Here is an 18,545-nt window from a genome sequence, read left to right on the forward strand (position 1 = left end):
GTGGCGGCGGCGAAGGCAAGGGGCGGCGCGGTGCTCACCCGGTGGTTCGTCCTCTGGGTGCTCCTCGCCTCGGCGGCGGCGGTCCGCTTCCCCGGGGCCTTCACCGGGATCCGGCCCTGGATCGCACCGTTGCTCGGGCTCATCATGTTCGGCATGGGGATGACCCTCGAGGCCGAGGCCTTCCGGCGGGCCCTCCGCTCCCCCGTCCCCCTGGCCCTCGGCGTGGTGCTCCAGTTCCTCGTGATGCCGCTGGCCGGCTTCGGGATCGCCGCCGGGTTCCGGCTGCCGCCCCAGATCTCGGCCGGGCTGGTCCTCGTGGGGGCCTGCCCCGGGGGGACGGCCTCCAACGTCATGGTCTACCTCTCGCGGGGCAACGTGGCCCTCTCCATCGCCATGACCACGTGCTCCACGCTGCTGGCGCCGCTGGTCACCCCCTGGCTCACCCTGCTCTATGCCCGCCGGTGGCTCCCGGTGGACCCGGCGGCCCTCTTCCTCTCCATCCTCGAGGTGGTGCTCGTGCCCGTGGTCCTGGGGCTCGCGGTGAAGCGCCTGGCCCCGGGGGCGGCGGCCCGGGCGGAGGCCTGGACGCCCGCCGTCTCGGTGCTCGCCATCGTGGCCATCGTGGGGTGCGTGGTGGCGCTCAACGCCGGCAACCTGCGGGCCACGGGCCCCCTGGTGCTGGGGGCCGTGGTGCTCCACAACGGGCTGGGGCTGGCCCTGGGCTACGCCGGGGCGTGGATCCTCGGCCAGGACACCGCCGACCGCCGCGCCATCGCCCTGGAGGTGGGGATGCAGAACTCGGGGCTCGGGGCGGCGCTGGCCCACGCCCACTTCGGGGCGCTGGCGGCGCTGCCGAGCGCGGTCTTCTCCGTCTGGCACAACGTGTCGGGGGCGCTGCTGGCCGGGATCTGGCGGCGCCGGCCGGCCGGCCCGGGGGAAGGGGGGCGGGCGGATCCGGCGTGAAACCGGGTGGTGCGCCTGGAGGGATTCGAACCCCCGGCCTCCGGATTCGAAGTCCGGCGCTCTATCCAATTGAGCTACAGGCGCGGCGAGGTCCGGGTTCGCCGGCGCCGCAAGGCGGCGCCGGCTGCGGCGGTGCTCCGGATGCCCGCGTCACCGAGGGGTACCCGGGGCGGGCCTCGTTGTCAATAACCTGTCAGTCCCGGATGATGGCGCATCTTTTGGCGAAGATCTGGGCCGTTTCGTCTCCCAGTCCTCCAGGGCATCAATGGCGCCCGTGCGTTCAACCGCCGTTGAACGCTGCGCGTCCAGTGGACGGCATCGCGCATGGCGCGGGCTCCCATCCGGGTGATCGGGCTCGTCTTCCCGGTCGCCACGCCCCCGGCACACACGGCGGCAGGTGCGTCAAGGTAGGTGCCGCCTTATCGCGTAGATCTGGGAGTTGATCGACGGCCCGGCGGCCCCGGGCTGGTTTCATCCAGGCCGCCGGCCTTGAGCGCCGCGGCCAGGTGTCGGGCCTGGCGGGCCAGGTCCGCCGCGTCTCCGTGGTTGCGGACCACCAGGTCCGCCCGGCGGGCCTTCTCCTCCTGGGGCATCTGGGCGCGGAGCCAGCGCCGGGCCTCCCCGGGCGGGATCCGGTGGCGGCGGGCGAGGCGGGCCTCCCGCACGTCGTCCGGGGCCGTCACCGCGATGACCCCGTCGAAACGGTCTTCCCATCCGGCCTCGTAGAGGAGGGGCACCTCCACCACGGCGACCCGGTGGCCCCGGGCGGCCAGGGCCTCGAGCCGCCGTTCGAGCCGGTCCCGCACCTCGGGGTGGACGATGGCCTCGAGCCGGCTCCGCGCCCCTGGGTCGTCCAGGACGAGGCGCCGCAGCCGGTTCCGGTCGAGGGAGCCGTCCGGGGCGAGCACTTCTTCGCCGAAGGCGCGGACCACGGCGGCGTGGCCCGGGGCCCCCGGGGCGACGGCCGCCCGGGCCAGCTCGTCGGTGTCCACCACGGGGATTCCCTCCGCGGCCAGGGCCGCGGCGAGGGTGCTCTTCCCGGCCGCAAGGCCCCCGGTGACGGCATAGACCTTGAGCGGTGGTCGGCTGGACGTATCCACGGCCTTTTGCAAAACGTTAGAGGAAAAGCTATAATGATTGTTGAATAAAAAACGGCATACGCCGGTATCCACGAAGAAGGATCAACGAGGTCATCCGAGCGACATGAAGATCACCCCCGACACCGTCGTCACGTTGCACTATACCCTCTCGGTCAACGGGGGGGAAACGCCCGAGGAACTGACCCGGCCCTACCGGGTTCAGTTCGTCTACGGGCGCGAACCCATCCTCCCCGCCCTCGAGAAGGTCCTCCATGGCCGCGAGCCGGAGGACGAGGTGGAGGTCACCATCCCCCCCGAGCAGGCCTTCGGCAACTACGACGGCAACCTGGTCAACGAGGTGCCGCTGTCCACCTTCCGTCGCCCGGAGGCCATCCGGGAGGGGGAGGTCTACGAGGAGGTCACCGCCGACGGGCGCAAGGTCCGTTTCGTGGCCCGCGAGGTCCGCGCCGATTCCGTGGTGGCCGACTTCAACCATCCCGCCGCCGGCAAGTCCCTCACCCTGAAGGGGCGGGTGGCCGAGGTCCGGATGGCCACCGCCACGGATCTGCTCCGGGTGCTCAACCTGAACCGCGGCGGCGGGTGAGCCTGCTGACGGGGCCCGGCGGGTCCCGCTCCTTTCGAGGCAGATGGCCCTGTCCGTCACCAGGCGGACAGGGCCTTTCCTATGGCGGCCATGAAGGCGGGGAGGTCCGGCGGCCGCCGCGAGGTGATGAAGACGCCGTCCACCACCACGGGGGCGTCCTCGTACCGGGCGCCGGCGGCGATGAGCTCCCGGGAGATCTTCGGGTGGCCCGTCACCCGGCGCCCGGCCAAGAGCCCCGCCGCCGCCAGGAGCTGCGGGCCGTGACAGATGGCGGCCAGGGGCCGCCCGGCGGCGGCCTGGGCCCGGACGAGGTCCAGGGCCCGAGGCAGCGTCCGGAGGGCCGCCGGCGCCGTGCCGCCGGGGACCACCAGGAGCTCGTGCCCGGCGGGCGGAACGTCGTCGAGGGTGAGGTTGGCGGTCACCGAGTAGCCGTGCAGGCCCCGCACCGCCCCCCATTCCGGCGCGGCCACGTCCACCTGGAGCCCCGCCTCCCGGAGGCGGTAGAGGGGGCAGAGGAGCTCCGTGTCCTCGAACCCGGCGGCGGTGAGGACGAGGGCCTTCACGGCGCCCCCGGCCCGGCGGCCCGGCCGGCCATGACGCCGAGGCAGGCGCCGGTGACGAGGTCCAGCCGGTCGGCGTAGCGCCGGATCACCTCCGGGTTCTCCGTCCCGGGCTGGAACCAGACCGCCCGGGCCCCCGCGGCCAGGGCGTCTTTCACGATGGGCTCCACCGCATCGGGCCGTCGGAAGACGTCCACGATGTCCACCGGTTCCGGGACCTCGGCCAGGGAGGCGAGGATGGGCCGCCCGAAGAGTTCCCGGCCGGCGTAGACGGGGTTGACCAGGTGCACCCGCCACCGGCCGGCGTCCAGAACCCGCCGGGCGATGTCGTGGCTGGTGCGCTCGGGGTTGGTGGAGACGCCCACCACCGCGATGACCCGCGCCGCCTGGAGGAGCCGCCGGATGTCCGCGTCGTCGGTGAGGATGGCCATGGTCTCCTCCCTGCCGGGGTCTTCCCGGGCCGTGTCCTAGACCAGTATGCCCACCACCGCCCCGGTCATGCAAGTGGCCAGGGTGCCGGAGACCAGGCACTTCGGCCCCAGGGCCACGATCTCCCCGCGCCGTTCGGGGACCATGGTGGCCAGGCCGCCGATGAGGATGCCGAGGCTGCCGGGGTTGGCGAAGCCGCAGAGGGCATAGGTCAGGATGATCCGGCTGCGGGGCGAGAGCGCGGCGCCCGGCAGGCGGGCCAGGTCGAGGTAGGCCAGGAACTCGTTCAGGACGGTCTTGGTGCCGAGGAGGGCGCCGGCCGCCTGCGCCTCCCGCCAGGGGATGCCGGTGAGCCAGGCCACCGGGGCCATGGCCCGGCCGAGGAGCCCCTGGAGGGTGAACGGGCCGCCGCCCGGCCGGGGCAGGAGGGCGAGGGCCTGGTTGGCCAGGTGCACCAGGGCCACGAAGACCACCAGCATGGCCACGATGTTCAGGAGGAGGGCCGCGCCCTGGACCGTGCCGCGGGCGACGGCGTCCATGGCCCCGGCGGCCTCCGAGGGCGGGACGTCGCCGCCGCCGGTGGGCGGTGCCGCCTCCGGCACCATGATCCGGGCCACGGTCACGGCGGCCGGGGCGCTGATGAGGGAAGCGGTGAGGATGTGGCCCATGGCGTCCGGGAGCACCCCCCGGAGGATCTCGGCGTAGAGCACCATGACCGTTCCCGCGATGGTGGCCATGCCGCAGGTCATCACCGTGAAGAGTTCGCCCCGGGTGAGCCGGGCCAGGTAGGGCCGGACCAGGATCGGGGCCTCCACCATCCCCACGAAGACGTTGGCCGCGGCGGCGACCCCCACGGCACCGCCGACGCCGAGCCCCCGCTGGAGCAGCCGGGCGAAGGCCCGGACCACCGCGGGAAGGATGCGCCAGTGGAAGAGCAGGGCGGACAGGGCGCTCATCACGAGGACCAGGGGGAGGGCGCGGAAGGCCAGGACGTAGGTGGCCTCCGGCACCGTGACCGGGAAGGGCGGCGGCCCGCCGCCGAGGTAGCCGAAGACGAAGGCGGTGCCGGCCTGGGTGGCGTCTCCCAGGGCGGTCACGAGGCGGTTGAGGCCCAGGAAGACGGCCTTGCACGGGGGGAGCTTGAGCAGCAGAATAGCAAGGAGCAGCTGGAGCCCGAGCCCCGCCCCCGCCACCCGGAAGGGGAACCGGCGCCGGTCTTCGCCCAGGGCCCAGGCCAGGCCGGTGAGCACCAAGAGGCCGAAGAGACTCTGCCACACGACGTCGCCTCCTTATTCTCGGGGCGGCGGCCGCCGCCCGGTGTCGCTCCACCTTACGCGGAGGGCGGCCCGCCGGGCAAGCCGGTGAAACATGCGGACCCCCCGGATCCTGGTCATAGAACCCTACCTCGGCGGCTCCCACGCGGCCTTTCTCCGGGGGCTCCAGCGGGCGGTTGCCGCCGAGTGGACCGTGATGGGGCTCCCGGCCCGGCAGTGGAAGTGGCGGATGCGCCTTGCGGCGCCCTTCTTCGCCGAGCGCCTGGCCGGGTGCCGGGACCGGTTCGACCGGGTCCTCTCTTCCACCTACCTGGACGCCGCGGCCTTCCGGGGGCTCGCCCCGGCCTGGACCCGGTGCGTGCCGCTCCTCGCCTACTTCCACGAGAACCAGTTCGCCTACCCGGTGCAGGCGGAGGACGAGCGGGACTTCCACTTCGCCCTCACGAACCTCACCACGGCCCTGGCCGCCGACCGGCTGGCCTTCAACTCCGCCCACAACCTCGCAACCTTCCTCGAGGGGGCCCGGCGCCTCCTCCGCGTGCCCCGGGACCTCGCCCTCGACGACCCGGCCGGCCGGATCCGTGCCCGGAGCACGGTGCTGCCCCCCGGGGTGGACTTCGCCGACATCGACCGGGCCCCGCGGCCGCCCCGCGACGGGGGGGCGCCGGTGGTGGTCTGGAACCACCGGTGGGAGCACGACAAGGACCCGGAGACCTTCTTCGAGGTCCTCTTCCGGCTCGACCGGCGGGGTGTGCCCTTCCGGCTCGTGGTGCTCGGGCAGTCCTTCGAGCGGCAGCCGGCCGTCTTCCGGGCCGCCCGGCGGCGGCTGGGCCACCGGATCCTCCACTTCGGGACGGCCCCGGACCGGGCCTCCTACGCGGCCTGGCTGCGCCGGGGCGACGTGGCGGTCTCCACGGCGCGGCACGAGTTCTTCGGGATCGCCGTCCTCGAGGCGGTCCGGGCGGGATGCCGGCCGCTGCTCCCCCGGCGGCTCGCGTACCCGGAACTCTTCCCCGGCGAGTTCCTCTACGAGGAGGGGACGCTCGAGGCGCGGCTCGAGGCCCTTCTGCGGGAGGGGTGCCCGGGGCTCGGCGCGGAGCGGGCCCGCGCCCTCACGGAACCCTTTTCCTGGGCCGCCCTGGGGGAGAGGTACCGGGCCTGGATCCTCGACGGCGCGGCGGGGGAGGCCGGGGGGCGGCCCGGCGGCGGGAAGGAGGCGGCAGATGCGGCCCCCCTGGGATGAGATCGCCGACGGCGTGCTTCGTTTCGTGGCGGCGCGGCGGAAGGCGGCCGGGGGCTACGCCGCCACCCCGCTCCTGCCCGCCACGGCGGAGGACACCTATCACGCCCTCCGGACCCTGGAGGCCCTGGAGGCGGCGGGGGCGGCCGTCCCGCCCCCGGATGCCGGCCTCCGGGAATGGATCGCCGGGGAGCTCGGGGTGCCGGGGCGCGACCCCCGCACGCTGTACCACCTGTGCTGGAGCGCCCGGCGGGTGGGGGTGCCGGCGGCCGGGCCCGCCCCGGGGGTGGGGGGGCGGGACACCCTTGAGGCCCGCTTCTGGCGCCACCGGCTCCGGGAGGCGGGGTGCGTCGCGGCCGGCCCGGCGGGGGCGCCGGCCCCGGCGCGGCGGCCCCCCGTGGTGCGCGAGGTATGGATGGCGCTGGTGCTCGCCCGGGCGGCGGGGGAGGCCCCCGGATGGGCCGCCGGCGCGGCGGCCTGGGTCCGGGCCTGCCAGAACGGCGACGGGGGCTTCGGGTGCCGGCCGGGGACGACCTCCTTCGTGGAACACTGCCACACGGCCCTCCGCGTACTGGCGATGCTCGGGGCCGTGCCCCGCGACCTGGCGGCCGCCCGGACCTACGTCCTCGCCTGCCGCACCGGCGCCGGCGGATTCGCCCGCATCCACGGGGCGGCGGCCTTCCTCGACGCCACCCGCCATGCCGTGGGGGCCCTCCGGCTCCTCGACCGCTGGCGCCCCGCCTGAGGCCCGCCGCCCCCTTCCCGGGCCGCACGTTGGGCGCCCCCGCCGGGCCATCCACGCCCTTTTGACAAGGCCCTGCCATCGCCCTTGACTTATTCAATCGTTTGTTTAAAATGCATGTATAAAAACGCCGCCCCCTGCCCGGCCACGGCGGGGGGCGGGGAGGGCCCGTGACCGAACCCGACACCAAGACCCGTCTCTTGGACGCCGCCGAGCGGCTCTTCGCCCGCGACGGCTACCACGGCACCTCGCTCCGGGCCATCACGGGGGCCGCCGGGGTGAACCTCGCCGCCGTGAACTACCACTTCGGCTCCAAGGAGGCCCTCATGGTGGCGGTCCTCGAACGGCGCCTGGTGCCGCTCAACCGGGCCCGGTCCCGGGGGGTGGCCGAGGCGGTGGCGGCGGCCCGGGCGCGCGGGCACCGGCCCCGGCCCCGCGAGATCCTCCGGGCCGTCCTCGTGCCGACCCTCCGGTTCATGGCGTCGGAGCCCGGGGCGCGGCACTTCGTGGCGCTGGTGGGGCGGGCCCACGCGGACCCCGACCCCACGGTCCGCGACACCTTCCGCCGCCTGGTGGCGCCGCTCCACCGGCAGGTCTTCTCGGCGCTGTCCGAGGCCCTGCCGCACCTGCCGCCGGGGGTCCTCTACTGGCGGATCCTCTTCTTCCTGGGGGCCATGAACATCACCTTCCACGCCTGGACCACGCTGCCCCTGGTCCCGGAGGGGGTCCGGCCGCCCACCGGGGCGGACGAGCTGGTGGAGATCCTCCTCGACTTCGCGGCCGCGGGGATGGAGGCGCCGGCATGAGGGCCGGGGACGGCGCGGCCCGGTGGCGGGGCGCGGCGGCCCTCTGCGTCCTCGCGGCGGTGGCGGGGCTCTCCGGCTGCGCCCGCTACGGGGACCGCGTCCCCGGGGCCCCCGTGGCCGTCCCGGCGGCCTACGCCGAGGCCGGCGCCGCCGCCAACGCCACGGCGGCCCGGATCGGCCGCTGGTGGGAGCGCTTCGGCGATCCAAGCCTCGACGCCCTGGTGGCGGCGGCGCTGCGGCACAACCCGGGGCTGGGCCAGGCCCTGGCCCGGCTCCGGCAGGCCGAGGCCCGTCTCCGCGTCGCGGGGGCGCCCCTCTTGCCCACCCTGGACGCCTCCGGCGAGCTCAGCCGCGACAAGCAGACGGGCTTCTTCGGCCCCACCACCGGGACCAACTACCGGTATTCCCTGGCCGCGGGCTACGAGCTGGATCTCTGGGGAAAGCTCCGCAACCGCCGGAAGGCCGCCCGGTTCGAGGCCGGGGCGGCCCGCGAGGACGCCAAGGCCCTCTTCCTCTCCCTGACCTACCAGGTGGCCGACCTCTACTTCGAGGCCCGGGAGACGGCGGCCCGGCACACCCTGGCGGAGCGCCGGGCGGCGGTGGCGGCGGAGATCCTCCGGCGCGTGGAGGCGCGCTACCGGGAGGGGCTCGTGGACGCGGGCGAGGTCTACCGGGCCCGGCGGGACCTCGCCGCCGCGGAGACGGCCCGCGCGGCCCTCGCGGCCGAGTCCGCCGCGGCCCGGCACGCCCTGGCGGTGCTCACCGGCCGGTTCCCGGCACAGCTCGAGGCCCTGCCCGGCGGGCCGCTCCCGGCCCCCCCGCCGCTTCCTGCCGTGGGCCTCCCGTCGGATCTCCTCGTCCGGCGGCCGGACATCGAGGCGGCGCTCCTCCGGATCCGGGCCCGGGACGCCGAGCTCGGCGCCGCCGTGGCCGACCGGTTCCCGTCGGTGAATCTCCTGGCGACCCTGGGCGAGAGCCGGGTGGACTACGGGGCCGGCGCGGTGACCGGCCCCTTCTGGCGCCTCGCCGCCGACCTCGCCCTCCCCCTGGTGGACGGGGGGCGGCGGCGGGCCGAGGCGGCGCGTTCGCGGGCGGCGGTGGCGGAGGCCTTCGAGGCCTACCGCGAGGCCCTCCTCCGGGCGGCCCGGGAGGTGGAGGACGCCCTGGCCCGGGAGCGGGCCGAGGCGGGACACGCGGCGGCGGCGGAGCGGGACTGGGCCGCGGCCCGGTTGGCGGCCGACCGGGAGGCGAATCGCTACCGGGCGGGCCTTTCCGACTGGCTCTCCCTCCAGCAGGCGCGCCTGGCGGCGCTGGCCGCCGAGTCGGACCTCGCCGCCGCCCGCCGGGCGTGGCTCTCCGCCCGGCTGGGCCTCGTCCGGGCCCTCGGCGGCGACTGGATGGACGAGACCCTGGCCCGGGCGCAGGGGACCGAAGGCGATGGAGAATACCGATGAAGATGGCGTCACAAAAATACGCAGGCTGGGGCGGTGCCCCGGGCGCCGCGCGCATCCCCGCGGCGTCCTCCGGTGTCACCCCTTCCCACGGGATCTTCGAACGCCCATGGGGCCAGGGCCCAGCCATCCGTGCCGATGCCGGAATGTTATTGCCGGGCCATGCCATGCAGGTTCCGGGGGACGGCACAAGAGGCCGATCATGGGCCGCGGCGGCTCTTGCCTGGCCATCCACGCAGAGGACCTTTCGGGCCATCGCCGCCCCCCGCCCTCTGTGGTGCCGAAGGCGTCGGCAGCGGGGCCGGAAGGAGCGCGACGAACTGTTCGAGCCCCGCGGAGCGGGGCGAGTCCTCGTCGCGCCCGGCCCCGCCGAGACGCCGAGGGGACCCCGCCCCGCCCCGCCTTGGCGGAGCAGGCCGGGGCGGGGCGCCACAGTGGGCTGCCTTTTCTTTTGGTTACTTTTCTTTGGGCACGCAAAGAAGAGTAACGCCCGCCGCAGGAGGCCGCCGTCCCGAGCCGGCACCACAACTGGCGGCTGGGCGGCAATCGCATCGCAGCGGCGTTTCTTCGGCTGTTCTCGTCATGGCTTCGCCTTTCATTCCGAGCACTTTTCGCGAGGCCGCCCATGAAGACCAAGCGACGCATCTTCCTCGTGGGGCTGCCGCTGGCGGTGATTCTCGCGGGGGCTCTCGCCATGAAGGGGCTCGAGGTCCTGCGGCCCGCGCCGCGGAAGGCCGCCCCGCCCCCGGCCGGGGCCCTGGTCCGGGTCATCGAGGTGCACCGGGTGGACCGGACGGCCCGGGTCCTCGGCACCGGCACGGTCCAGCCCCTCCGGGAGGTGACCCTCGTGCCCCAGGTGGGCGGCAAGGTGGTGGAGGTGGCCCCCGGGTTCGTGGCGGGGGGCTTCTTCCGGGCCGGGGATCTCCTCTTCCGGATCGAGGACGCGGACTACCGGCTCGCGGTCCGCAAGGCCCGGGCGGCCCTGGCCCGGGCGAAGGTGGAGTTGGCCCAGGTGGAGGGCAAGGCCCGGGTGGCCCGGGAGGAATGGGAGCGGATCGAGGGCAAGGGGGCGCCGCCGCCGAGCCCGCTCGTCCTCTACGGCCCACAGCTCGAGGAGGCCCGGGCCGCCGTGGCCGCCGCCGAGGCCGATCTTGCAAAGGCCGAGCTGGATCTCGCCCGCACCCGGGTCTCGGCCCCCTTCGACTGCCGGGTTCGCTCCGAGCAGGTGGAGGTGGGCCAGGTGGTGAACCCCGGCGCCCAGGTGGCCGTCCTCGCCGGGACGGCCGCCGCCGAGATCGTCGTTCCGCTGCCGGTGGCGGAACTCGCCTGGATCCGCTTCCCCCCGGCGGGGTCGGACGAGGGCGGCTCCCCGGCCCGGGTGCGCTACCGGGCCGCGGGGGTCGACCTGTCGTGGCGGGGCCGGGTGGTGCGGGCCCTGGGCGAGGTGGACCCAAAGGGCCGCATGGCCCGGGTGGTGGTCCGGGTGGACCACCCCTACGGGGGCCGGGCGGGCGACCCCGGCCCGGCCGGCGACCTCGCCGAGGGACTCTTCGTGGCGGTGGAGATCGAGGGGCGGTCCCTTCGGGGGGTGGTGGCCGTGCCGAGGAGCGTCCTCCACGAGGGGGAGACCGTGTGGATCATGGACGGGGCCCGCCGGCTCAGGGTCCGCCGGCTGCAGGTGGCCCGTTACGAAGGCGACGAGGTCCTGGCGGCCGGGGGCCTCGACGACGGCGACCGGGTGGTGGTGACCCCCCTCGTGGGGGCCGCCGACGGCATGCGGCTGCGCCTGGCGGCGGGGGGAGGCGGCCGGTGAAGGGTCCCATGGCCTGGATGGCCCGGAACCCCGTGGCCGCCAATCTCCTCATGATGGTCTTCGTGGTGGGGGGCGTGGTCATGGGGACCGCCATCAAGCAGGAGATCTTCCCCGAGGTTCTCCTGGACCGGATCCGGATCTCCGTGGCCTACCCCGGGGCCACCCCCGCGGACGTGGAGGAGGGGGTGATCCTTCCCATCGAGGAGAACATCCGGGCGGTGGACGGCATCAAGGAGGTCCAGGCCGTGGCCGCCGAGGGCCTCGGCACGGTGGTCGCCGAGATCCACGCCGGGGAGGACGCCGACCGGATCCTCCAGGACATCAAGAGCGAGGTGGACCGCATCACCACCTTCCCCCGGGACGCGGAGGAGCCGGTGATCGCCAAGGTGGTGAACCGGCGCCAGGTCCTCTCCGTGGTGGTCTACGGGGACGTTCCGGAGCGGACCCTCAGGGAGCAGGCCGAGCGGATCCGGGACGATCTCCTCGCCCTTCCGGAGATCAGCCAGGTGGACCTCGGCGGGGTCCGGCCCTACGAGATCGCCGTGGAGATCCCGGAGGAGAACCTGCGCCGCTACAACCTCACCCTCGAGCAGGTGGCCCAGCGGATCCGCCGGGCCTCCCTGGACGTCCCCGGCGGCGTGGTGAAGGCCGAGGGCGGCGAGATCCTGCTGCGGACCAAGGAACGGCGGGATTTCGCCCCGGGCTACGCCGACATCGTGGTGGTGGAGGCGGCGGACGGGACCCGGGTGCGCCTGGGCGAGATCGCCCGGGTGCGGGACACCTTCGAAGAGACGGACACCTCGGCCCGCTTCGACGGGATGCCCGCGGCCATGGTGGACGTCTTCCGGATCGGCGACCAGAAGCCCATCGACATCTCGCGGGCCGTCCGCCGCTACGTCGCCCGGAAGGCGCCGGAGCTGCCGCCCTCCCTCCACCTGGCCACCTGGAACGACCGCTCGGAGATCCTCCGGGACCGCGAGCGGCTGCTCCTCAAGAACGCCGCCATGGGCTTCGTCCTGGTCTTCGTGACCCTGGGGCTCTTCCTCCAGATCCGGCTCGCCTTCTGGGTGATGCTGGGGATCCCCATCTCCTTCCTGGGGGCCCTCTTCTTCATGCCGGCCCTCGACGTCTCCATCAACATGATCTCCCTCTTCGCCTTCATCATGGCCCTCGGGATCGTGGTGGACGACGCCATCGTTGTGGGGGAGAACGTCTTCGAGCACCGCCAGCGGGGGAAGGACTACCTCCGCGCCGCCGTGGACGGGGTCCGGGAGGTGGGCGTCCCGGTGATTTTCTCGGTGCTCACCACGGTGGCGGCCTTCGTCCCGCTCGCCGCCGTCTCGGGCATGATGGGGAAGTTCATCCGGGTGATCCCCCTGGTGGTGATCTCCATCCTCTCGGTCTCGCTGGTGGAGTCGCTCTTCGTGCTCCCGGCCCACCTCGGCCACGGCCGGCCCCGGCCGCCCAGGCCCGGCGGTTTCGCCGCGCGCTGGGTGGACCGGCCCCGCCGGTGGGTGGCGGCCCGGCTCGACGGGTTCATCCGGGGGCCCTACGCCCGGCTCCTGGCTCTCTCTCTCAAGTGGCGCTACGTCTCGGTGGCCGTGGCGGTGGCGGTGCTCCTCGTGACCTTCGGGCTCGTCAAGGGCGGCATCCTCAAGTTCCGGTTCATGCCCGAGGTGGACGGGGACGTCATCCGGGTCCACCTCGAGATGCCCAGGGGGACCCCGGTGGACGAGACGGCCCGGGCCGTGGCCGAGATCGTCCGCAAGGGTCGACGGGTGGCGGCCCGGTTCGACAAGGACGCCGAGGGCGGGCGCATCCTTCGCCATGTCTACACCGTGGTGGGGGGGACCATGGCCGCCGGCGGCCCGGGCGCCACCGGCGCCACCAGCTCCGGCGGGCACCTCGCCGACATCGCCATGCTGCTCGTCAAGAGCGAGTACCGCGACGTGGCCGCGGCCGACGTGAACGACGCCTGGCGGCGGGCGGTGGGGGAGGTCCCCGGGGCCGAGGTCCTCACCTTCACCTCCAACGTCATGCGGCTCGGGGCCAACATCGACGTCCGGCTCGCCCACGAGGATTTCGCGGTGCTCAAGGCCGCGGCCCGGCGGGTCAAGGCGGCGCTGGCCGGCTTCCGGGGCGTGGGCGACATCGCCGACGACAACCCGCCGGGGAAGCGGGAGTTTCGGTTCCGGCTCACGCCGGCGGCCCTGACCCTCGGGGTCACCGAGGAGGACCTCGGCCGCCAGATCCGCTCCTTCTACTACGGGGCCGAGGCGCTGCGGCTCCAGCGGGGCCGCAACGAGGTGAAGGTCATGGTGCGCTACCCGGCCGGGGAGCGGCACCGGCTGGCCTCCCTGGACCGGGTCCGCATCCGGACCCCCGGCGGGGGGGAACTCCCCCTCCGGCAGGCCGCCACGGTGACCGAGACCCGGGGCTACAGCGAGATCCACCGGGTGGACCAGAAGCGGGTGGTGGACGTCACGGCCAGCGTGGACAGCCGGTCGGCCGAGGTGGACCAGATCAAGGCGGCCCTGGCCGGCGGAGTCCTCCGATCGCTGGCGGCGGACTACCCGGGCCTCTCCTACAGCTTCGAGGGGGAGGAGAAGGAACGGCGGGAGTCCATGGCGAGCATGATGCGGGGGTTCGCCCTGGCGCTCTTCGCCATCTATGCCCTCCTGGCCATCCCCTTTCGGAGCTACGTCCAGCCCCTCATCATCATGGCCGCCATCCCCTTCGGCGTGGTGGGCGCGGCGGTGGGCCACCTCGTCATGGGTTACAACCTGAGCATCCTCAGCCTGTTCGGGATCGTGGCGCTCTCCGGGGTGGTGGTCAACGACTCGCTGCTGCTCATCGACCAGGTGAACCGGAACCGGGCCGAGGGAATGGTGCTGCTCGCGGCGGTGAAGGAGGCCGGCCGGCGGCGCTTCCGGCCCATCCTCCTCACCTCGCTCACCACCTTCTTCGGGCTCACCCCCATGATCCTCGAGACCAGCGTCCAGGCCCGGTTCCTGATCCCCATGGCCATCAGCCTGGGCTTCGGTATCCTCTTCGCCACGGGGATCACCCTGCTCCTCATCCCGAGCCTCTACCTGGTGGCGGAGGACCTCCGGCGGCTGGCCGGCCGGGTCCTGCGCCGGGAGCGGGCCACGGCGTAGACGGCGTCGCCCGGGCCGGAGGGCTGTCGGCGCGGGGCGATTCTGGTATCCTGCCCGTGCCGGCGCCGCGCCGCGCCGCTCCGGCCGGGCGGGGCGCGGGCCGAAGGGAGGCCGCATGGCACGCCGGGACATCCCCCTGGAAAAACGGATCATCTTCGCCCTGGACGTCCCCACCGGGGCGGCGGCCCGGGACTGGGTGCGGCGTCTCGAGCCCAGGGTCCGGTTCTTCAAGGTGGGGCTCCAGCTCTTCCTCGCCGCCGGCTTCGGCGTGGTGGACTGGATCCTCGCCCGGGGCCACGAGGTGATGCTGGACCTCAAGTTCTTCGACGTCCCGGAGACGGTCCGCCTGGCCGTGGCCCAGCTCGCCGGCCGGGGGGTTAGCTTCGCCACCGTCCACGGCAACGACGCCATCCTCCGGGCCGCCGTGGCCGCCAAGGGCGACGTGCGGCTCCTGGCGGTGACGGTGCTGACCAGCTTCGACGAGTCGGACCTCCGGGCCATGGGAATGACGGGGTCCGTGGAAGACCTGGTGTTGCGGCGGGCCCGGCGGGCGCAGGAACTCGGCTGCGACGGGATCGTGGCCTCGGGCCGCGAGGCCGCCCGGGTGCGGGCCGAGCTGGGGGACGGGCTCCTGGTGGTGACCCCGGGGATCCGCCCGGCGGGCCCGGGCCCCGGGGACGACCAGCGCCGGAAGGCCACGGCCGGCGAGGCGGTGGCGGCCGGCGCGGACCACGTGGTGGTGGGGCGGCCCGTCCGGGACGCCGCGGATCCCCTGGTCGCGGTGACGGCGCTCCAGGACGAGATCGCCGCGGCCCTCGCCGCGCCCGCCGGGGCGTAGGGCCGACGGGCGCGGCACCGGCATGACCATGGAATGGCTCCAGGTCTTCACCTACGGCTTCATGCAGCGGGCCCTGGCCGCCGGGCTCCTCGTGGGGGGCAGCTGCGCGGTGCTCGGGGTCTTCCTGGTGCTCCGGCGGGAGGCCATGGTGGGCCACGGTCTCGCCCACGTCACCTTCGGCGGGGTGGCGCTGGCCCTCTTCACCGGGACGGCGCCCTTGCCCGTGGCCCTCGCCGTGGCCCTCGCCGCGGCCTGGGCCATGGTCCGGCTCAAGGACCGGGCCGGGCTCGGGGGCGACACGGGGATCGGCATCCTGGCGAGCCTGGGGATGGCCGCCGGCGTGATCCTCGCCTCCCTGGCCGGCGACTTCAACGCGGAACTCCTCTCCTACCTCTTCGGGAGCATCCTCGCCATCGATCCCGGGGAGGTCTGGATCGCCGGCGGGCTGGCCGCGGCGGTCATCGCGGCGGTGGCCCTCTGCTACCACGAGCTCATCTACGACACCTTCGACCGGGAGACGGCCCGGGCGGCGGGGCTCGCCGTGGGGCGGCTCGACGGCCTGGTGGTGGGGCTCGCCGCCGTGACCGTGGTGATCGGGATGCGGGTGGTGGGGCTGCTGCTCGTGGCGGCCCTCCTCGTGGTGCCGGCCGCGGCGGGGCTGGTCTCGGCGCGGAGCTTCCGGGGGGCCGTGCTCCGGTCCGTGGCCGCGGCCCTGGTGTCGGTGGCGGGGGGGCTCGTGGCGGCGGTGGCGTTCGACTGGCCGGCCTCCGGCGCCATCGTGGCCATCTCCGGGGGCCTGCTGCTCGCGGCCCTGGCCGCGGGGCGGCGGGGATGAGCCCGGCGGCCCCGGGCGGAGCCGGCGGGGGCGGGGTGGTGCTCGCCGTGCCGACGCGGCTGGAGCTCGAGCCTCTCCGGGCCTCGGCCCGGGCCCTCGGGGTGCCCGTCCTCGTGACCGGAGTCGGCCCGGCGGCGGCCGCCGCCGCCGTGGCGCGGCGCCTGGCCCGGCACGGGGACCGGGTGGTGGTGCTCGCCGGGGTGGCGGGGGCCTTTCCGGGGGCGGGCCTCGATGCGGGGGATCTCTGCCTGGCCACCGAGGAGGTCTTCGGGGATCTCGGCCGGTGCACCGCCGGGGGCGTGGTCCCCATCGAGGTGGAGGGGGAAGAGGTCCCGGAGCGGTTTCCCCTGGACGAGGGGCACCGGCGCCTGGGCGGGGCCCTGGACGCCGCCGCCCCGAAGACCGGCCGCCTGGTGACCGTCTCCTGCGCCAGCGGGACCCCGGAGCGGGCGGCGGCCCTCGGACGCCGTTTCCGGGCCCTGGCCGAGAACATGGAGGGGGCGGCGGCGGCCCTGGCCTGCCGGGCGGCCGGGGCCTGCCTCGTGGAGCTGCGGGCCGTGAGCAACGTCGCGGGCGAGCCGGACCGCGCCCGGTGGCGGGTGCGGGAGGCCCTCGAGGCCCTGGCCCCGGCGGCGGCCGCGGCCCTCGAGGCCCTGGCCCCGGCGGCGGAGGTGCGGACCGGTGGCTAGGGAGCGGCTGCGCCTGGGGATCTCCCCTTGCCCCAACGACACCTTCATCTTCGACGCCCTGCTCCACGGGCGGGTGGCCTCGCCCTTCGAGTGGGAGCTCACGGTGGCCGACGTGGAGGAACTCAACCGGCTCGTCCTGGCGGGGCGGCTCGACGTGGCCAAGGTCTCCTTCCACGCCTTCGGCCTGGCGGTGGACGACTACGTGCTGCTCCGGTCGGGGAGCGCCCTGGGCCGGGGGTGCGGGCCGCTGCTGCTCGCCCGGGCGCCCATGGCGCCGGAGGCCGCGGCCGGCGGGCCCATCGCGGTCCCCGGCTCCCTGACCACGGCGGCCCTCCTCCTCCGGCTCTTCCTGCCCGGGGCCCGGCGGTTCGAGCCCATGCTCTTCTCCCGGATCCCCGGGGCCGTGGCCGCGGGCGAGGTGCCGGCCGGCGTGGTCATCCACGAGAGCCGTTTCACCTACCGGGAACTGGGCCTCGTCTGCCTCCAGGACCTCGGGGCCTGGTGGGAGGCGGTCACCGGTCGGCCCATCCCCCTCGGCGGGATCGTGGCCCGGCGGGCCCTCGGCGAGGAGCGGATCCGGGCGGTGGACCGGGCCCTGGCCGCCAGCGTCCGCCATGCCCGGAAACACCCCGACGCCTCCCGGGAGTTCGTGGCCGCCCATGCCCGGGAGCTGGACCCCGGGGTGATCCGGGCCCACATCGGGCTCTACGTGACGGCGTTCACCGAGGAGATCGGGGCGGAGGGGGAGGCGGCGGTGGCGGAACTCTTCCGCCGGGCCGCGGCCGCCGGGGTCTTCCCGGACCGGGGTGGCGGGGCGGGCCGAAACATGGTTTTGTCCAGGGAGCCGGGTCGCCCCGGCGAAGCCACACCCGATTGCACGCGGAGGTGACGCCTTCCATGTCGACTCCCATCGCCGGTAACGTCTGGGCCATGGTCCTCGGCTCCGGGCCCGTGGTGCAGCTGGTCCTCCTGGTGCTGGTGGCCTTCTCCGTCCTCTGCTGGACGGTGATCGTGGTGAAGTTCCGGCTCTTCCGGCGCGTCCGGGGCCTCAACGACGCCTTCGAGCAGCGGTTCCGCTCCGGGATCCCCCTGGCCCGGATCCACGAGGCCGCGCGGCAGGCCGCCGGGGCCCCCCTGGCGGTGGTCTTCTCCCAGGGCTACGAGGCCCTCCGCCGCCTCCACCAGGAGATGCCCGCCGTCGATGCCGCCGAGCGGCGCCGGATCCTGCTCGCCACCCTGGAGCGGGCCTTGGAGAAGGGGATCCGGGGCGAGCTCGGGCGCCTGGAGCAAGGCGTTCCGTTCCTCGCCACCACGGGGAACACCGCCCCCTTCATCGGGCTCTTCGGCACCGTCTGGGGGATCATGCGGAGCTTCCACGAGATCGGGCTCCAGGGAACGGCGAGCCTCGCCACCGTGGCGCCGGGCATCTCCGAGGCCCTGGTGGCCACGGCGGCGGGCCTGGCCGCGGCCATCCCCGCCGTGGTGGCCTTCAACGCCTTCACCAACCGCCTCGCCTTCATGGAAGACCGGCTCTACATGCTGGCCAAGGACTTCCTGAACATGGTGGACCGCCAGCTGGCCGTGAAGGGCGGCGGGCGGCCGTCCGGGGGCTAGGCCGTGCTCTCCGCCGGGGGAGGCGGCCGCCGGGGCCGCCGGTACATGGCCGAGATCAACGTCACACCCCTCGTGGACGTGGTGCTGGTGCTGCTCATCGTCTTCATGGTGACCGCCCCCATGATGACCAAGGGCCTCGAGGTGGATCTGCCCAAGGTCACCGCCCGGCCCCTCCACCAGAAGACCCGCCCCCTGGTGGTCACGGTCCGCGCCGACGGCTCGGTGGCCCTCGACCGGATCCGGGTGTCGCTGGAGGAGCTCCCGGGGCTCCTGGCCGACCGGCGCGCCCGGCGGCGCGGGGCGCAGGTGCTTCTCCGGGCCGACAGGCGGGTGCCCTACGGGGTGGTGGCCGAGGTGGTGGCGGCGGTGCGCGCGGCGGGCATCGAGGACCTGGGGCTCGTCACGGAGGCCGCCCCGCCCCGCACGGAGGGGCGCCGGGAGGGCCGGTAG

General features: G+C 74.7%; 18 protein-coding genes and 1 tRNA gene. 14 read left to right on the forward strand and 5 right to left on the reverse strand.

Going from position 1 to position 18,545, the window contains the following annotated elements; translation table 11 throughout:
• Positions 1-963: a bile acid:sodium symporter family protein gene (locus tag HCU62_RS02965; RefSeq protein ID WP_309474830.1), complete on the forward strand. Its 963-nt coding sequence runs from the start codon at positions 1-3 to the stop codon at positions 961-963.
• Between the two features lie 7 nt (positions 964-970).
• Here the strand turns inward: HCU62_RS02965 and HCU62_RS02970 are convergent.
• Both HCU62_RS02970 and coaE read right to left on the reverse strand, forming a co-directional pair.
• Positions 971-1,047: transfer RNA gene (locus tag HCU62_RS02970), tRNA-Arg, on the reverse strand.
• 335 nt (positions 1,048-1,382) lie between these two features.
• Positions 1,383-2,063, reverse strand: a complete 681-nt coding sequence (coaE, locus tag HCU62_RS02975) for a dephospho-CoA kinase (RefSeq protein WP_163299265.1) — start codon at positions 2,061-2,063, stop codon at positions 1,383-1,385.
• Positions 2,064-2,166: 103 nt separating this feature from the next.
• On the opposite strand from coaE, the gene HCU62_RS02980 reads away from it, so the two are divergent.
• Entirely contained in the window at positions 2,167-2,646 is a 480-nt protein-coding gene (locus HCU62_RS02980; protein WP_163299264.1) for an FKBP-type peptidyl-prolyl cis-trans isomerase, read from the forward strand.
• Positions 2,647-2,702: 56 nt separating this feature from the next.
• On the opposite strand, the gene HCU62_RS02985 is transcribed toward HCU62_RS02980, so the two are convergent.
• Genes HCU62_RS02985 through HCU62_RS02995 form a run of 3 tightly spaced genes read right to left on the reverse strand, consistent with a single transcriptional unit; the run spans position 2,703 to position 4,912 of the window.
• Positions 2,703-3,209 (reverse strand): type 1 glutamine amidotransferase domain-containing protein, encoded by a 507-nt coding sequence (locus HCU62_RS02985; RefSeq protein ID WP_163299263.1) that lies wholly within the window; start codon positions 3,207-3,209, stop codon positions 2,703-2,705.
• Positions 3,206-3,637 (reverse strand): CoA-binding protein, encoded by a 432-nt coding sequence (locus HCU62_RS02990; RefSeq protein ID WP_163299262.1) that lies wholly within the window; start codon positions 3,635-3,637, stop codon positions 3,206-3,208. The genes HCU62_RS02985 and HCU62_RS02990 overlap by 4 nt, the downstream gene beginning before the upstream one ends.
• Before the next feature lie 36 nt (positions 3,638-3,673).
• Complete coding sequence (locus HCU62_RS02995) at positions 3,674-4,912, reverse strand: NupC/NupG family nucleoside CNT transporter (protein ID WP_163299261.1); 1,239 nt, start codon at positions 4,910-4,912, stop codon at positions 3,674-3,676.
• 91 nt (positions 4,913-5,003) lie between these two features.
• On the opposite strand from HCU62_RS02995, the gene HCU62_RS03000 reads away from it, so the two are divergent.
• The 12 genes from HCU62_RS03000 to HCU62_RS03055 all read left to right on the forward strand — a co-directional run bounded on the left by HCU62_RS03000 (position 5,004) and on the right by HCU62_RS03055 (position 18,545).
• A complete protein-coding gene (locus HCU62_RS03000) occupies positions 5,004-6,152 on the forward strand; it encodes a tRNA-queuosine alpha-mannosyltransferase domain-containing protein (protein WP_169755410.1) in 1,149 nt (382 codons plus the stop codon).
• Positions 6,133-6,894, forward strand: coding sequence for a prenyltransferase/squalene oxidase repeat-containing protein (locus HCU62_RS03005; RefSeq protein ID WP_169755411.1), 762 nt, complete (start codon positions 6,133-6,135; stop codon positions 6,892-6,894). Before HCU62_RS03000 ends, HCU62_RS03005 begins: the two co-directional genes overlap by 20 nt.
• 167 nt (positions 6,895-7,061) lie before the next feature.
• Complete coding sequence (locus HCU62_RS03010; RefSeq protein ID WP_163299153.1) at positions 7,062-7,697, forward strand: TetR/AcrR family transcriptional regulator; 636 nt, start codon at positions 7,062-7,064, stop codon at positions 7,695-7,697.
• Positions 7,694-9,151: an efflux transporter outer membrane subunit gene (locus tag HCU62_RS03015; protein WP_163299152.1), complete on the forward strand. Its 1,458-nt coding sequence runs from the start codon at positions 7,694-7,696 to the stop codon at positions 9,149-9,151. The genes HCU62_RS03010 and HCU62_RS03015 overlap by 4 nt, the downstream gene beginning before the upstream one ends.
• Before the next feature lie 622 nt (positions 9,152-9,773).
• A complete protein-coding gene (locus HCU62_RS03020; RefSeq protein ID WP_163299151.1) occupies positions 9,774-10,961 on the forward strand; it encodes an efflux RND transporter periplasmic adaptor subunit in 1,188 nt (395 codons plus the stop codon).
• Positions 10,958-14,119 (forward strand): efflux RND transporter permease subunit, encoded by a 3,162-nt coding sequence (locus HCU62_RS03025; RefSeq protein WP_163299150.1) that lies wholly within the window; start codon positions 10,958-10,960, stop codon positions 14,117-14,119. Before HCU62_RS03020 ends, HCU62_RS03025 begins: the two co-directional genes overlap by 4 nt.
• A gap of 115 nt (positions 14,120-14,234) precedes the next feature.
• Complete coding sequence (pyrF, locus tag HCU62_RS03030) at positions 14,235-14,957, forward strand: orotidine-5'-phosphate decarboxylase (protein ID WP_163299149.1); 723 nt, start codon at positions 14,235-14,237, stop codon at positions 14,955-14,957.
• 22 nt (positions 14,958-14,979) lie between these two features.
• Positions 14,980-15,792: a metal ABC transporter permease gene (locus HCU62_RS03035; protein WP_163299148.1), complete on the forward strand. Its 813-nt coding sequence runs from the start codon at positions 14,980-14,982 to the stop codon at positions 15,790-15,792.
• Positions 15,789-16,481 carry a futalosine hydrolase gene (gene mqnB, locus HCU62_RS03040; RefSeq protein ID WP_169755412.1) on the forward strand — a complete coding sequence of 231 codons (693 nt, stop codon included), beginning with the start codon at positions 15,789-15,791 and terminating at the stop codon, positions 16,479-16,481. Before HCU62_RS03035 ends, mqnB begins: the two co-directional genes overlap by 4 nt.
• Positions 16,474-17,370 (forward strand): 1,4-dihydroxy-6-naphtoate synthase, encoded by an 897-nt coding sequence (locus HCU62_RS03045; protein WP_163299855.1) that lies wholly within the window; start codon positions 16,474-16,476, stop codon positions 17,368-17,370. The genes mqnB and HCU62_RS03045 overlap by 8 nt, the downstream gene beginning before the upstream one ends.
• 8 nt (positions 17,371-17,378) lie before the next feature.
• Positions 17,379-18,095 (forward strand): MotA/TolQ/ExbB proton channel family protein, encoded by a 717-nt coding sequence (locus HCU62_RS12485; protein WP_163299857.1) that lies wholly within the window; start codon positions 17,379-17,381, stop codon positions 18,093-18,095.
• Positions 18,096-18,098: 3 nt separating this feature from the next.
• A complete protein-coding gene (locus HCU62_RS03055) occupies positions 18,099-18,545 on the forward strand; it encodes a biopolymer transporter ExbD (RefSeq protein WP_309474847.1) in 447 nt (148 codons plus the stop codon).

It is taken from the genome of Dissulfurirhabdus thermomarina, from assembly GCF_012979235.1.
In the GTDB taxonomy this organism is placed as follows: Bacteria; Desulfobacterota; Dissulfuribacteria; order Dissulfuribacterales; family Dissulfurirhabdaceae; genus Dissulfurirhabdus; species Dissulfurirhabdus thermomarina.

Excerpts from the sequence above, each read along its gene's own strand:
- HCU62_RS02980 (WP_163299264.1), top strand. The coding sequence starts at position 2,167 with ATGAAGATCACCCCCGACACCGTCGTCACGTTGCACTATACCCTCTCG.
- HCU62_RS03000 (WP_169755410.1), top strand. The coding sequence starts at position 5,004 with ATGCGGACCCCCCGGATCCTGGTCATAGAACCCTACCTCGGCGGCTCC.
- HCU62_RS12485 (WP_163299857.1), top strand. The coding sequence starts at position 17,379 with ATGTCGACTCCCATCGCCGGTAACGTCTGGGCCATGGTCCTCGGCTCC.
- HCU62_RS03015 (WP_163299152.1), top strand. The coding sequence starts at position 7,694 with ATGAGGGCCGGGGACGGCGCGGCCCGGTGGCGGGGCGCGGCGGCCCTC.
- HCU62_RS03035 (WP_163299148.1), top strand. The coding sequence starts at position 14,980 with ATGACCATGGAATGGCTCCAGGTCTTCACCTACGGCTTCATGCAGCGG.
- mqnB (WP_169755412.1), top strand. The coding sequence starts at position 15,789 with ATGAGCCCGGCGGCCCCGGGCGGAGCCGGCGGGGGCGGGGTGGTGCTC.
- pyrF (WP_163299149.1), top strand. The coding sequence starts at position 14,235 with ATGGCACGCCGGGACATCCCCCTGGAAAAACGGATCATCTTCGCCCTG.
- HCU62_RS02990 (WP_163299262.1), bottom strand. The coding sequence starts at position 3,637 with ATGGCCATCCTCACCGACGACGCGGACATCCGGCGGCTCCTCCAGGCG.
- HCU62_RS03005 (WP_169755411.1), top strand. The coding sequence starts at position 6,133 with ATGCGGCCCCCCTGGGATGAGATCGCCGACGGCGTGCTTCGTTTCGTG.
- HCU62_RS03020 (WP_163299151.1), top strand. The coding sequence starts at position 9,774 with ATGAAGACCAAGCGACGCATCTTCCTCGTGGGGCTGCCGCTGGCGGTG.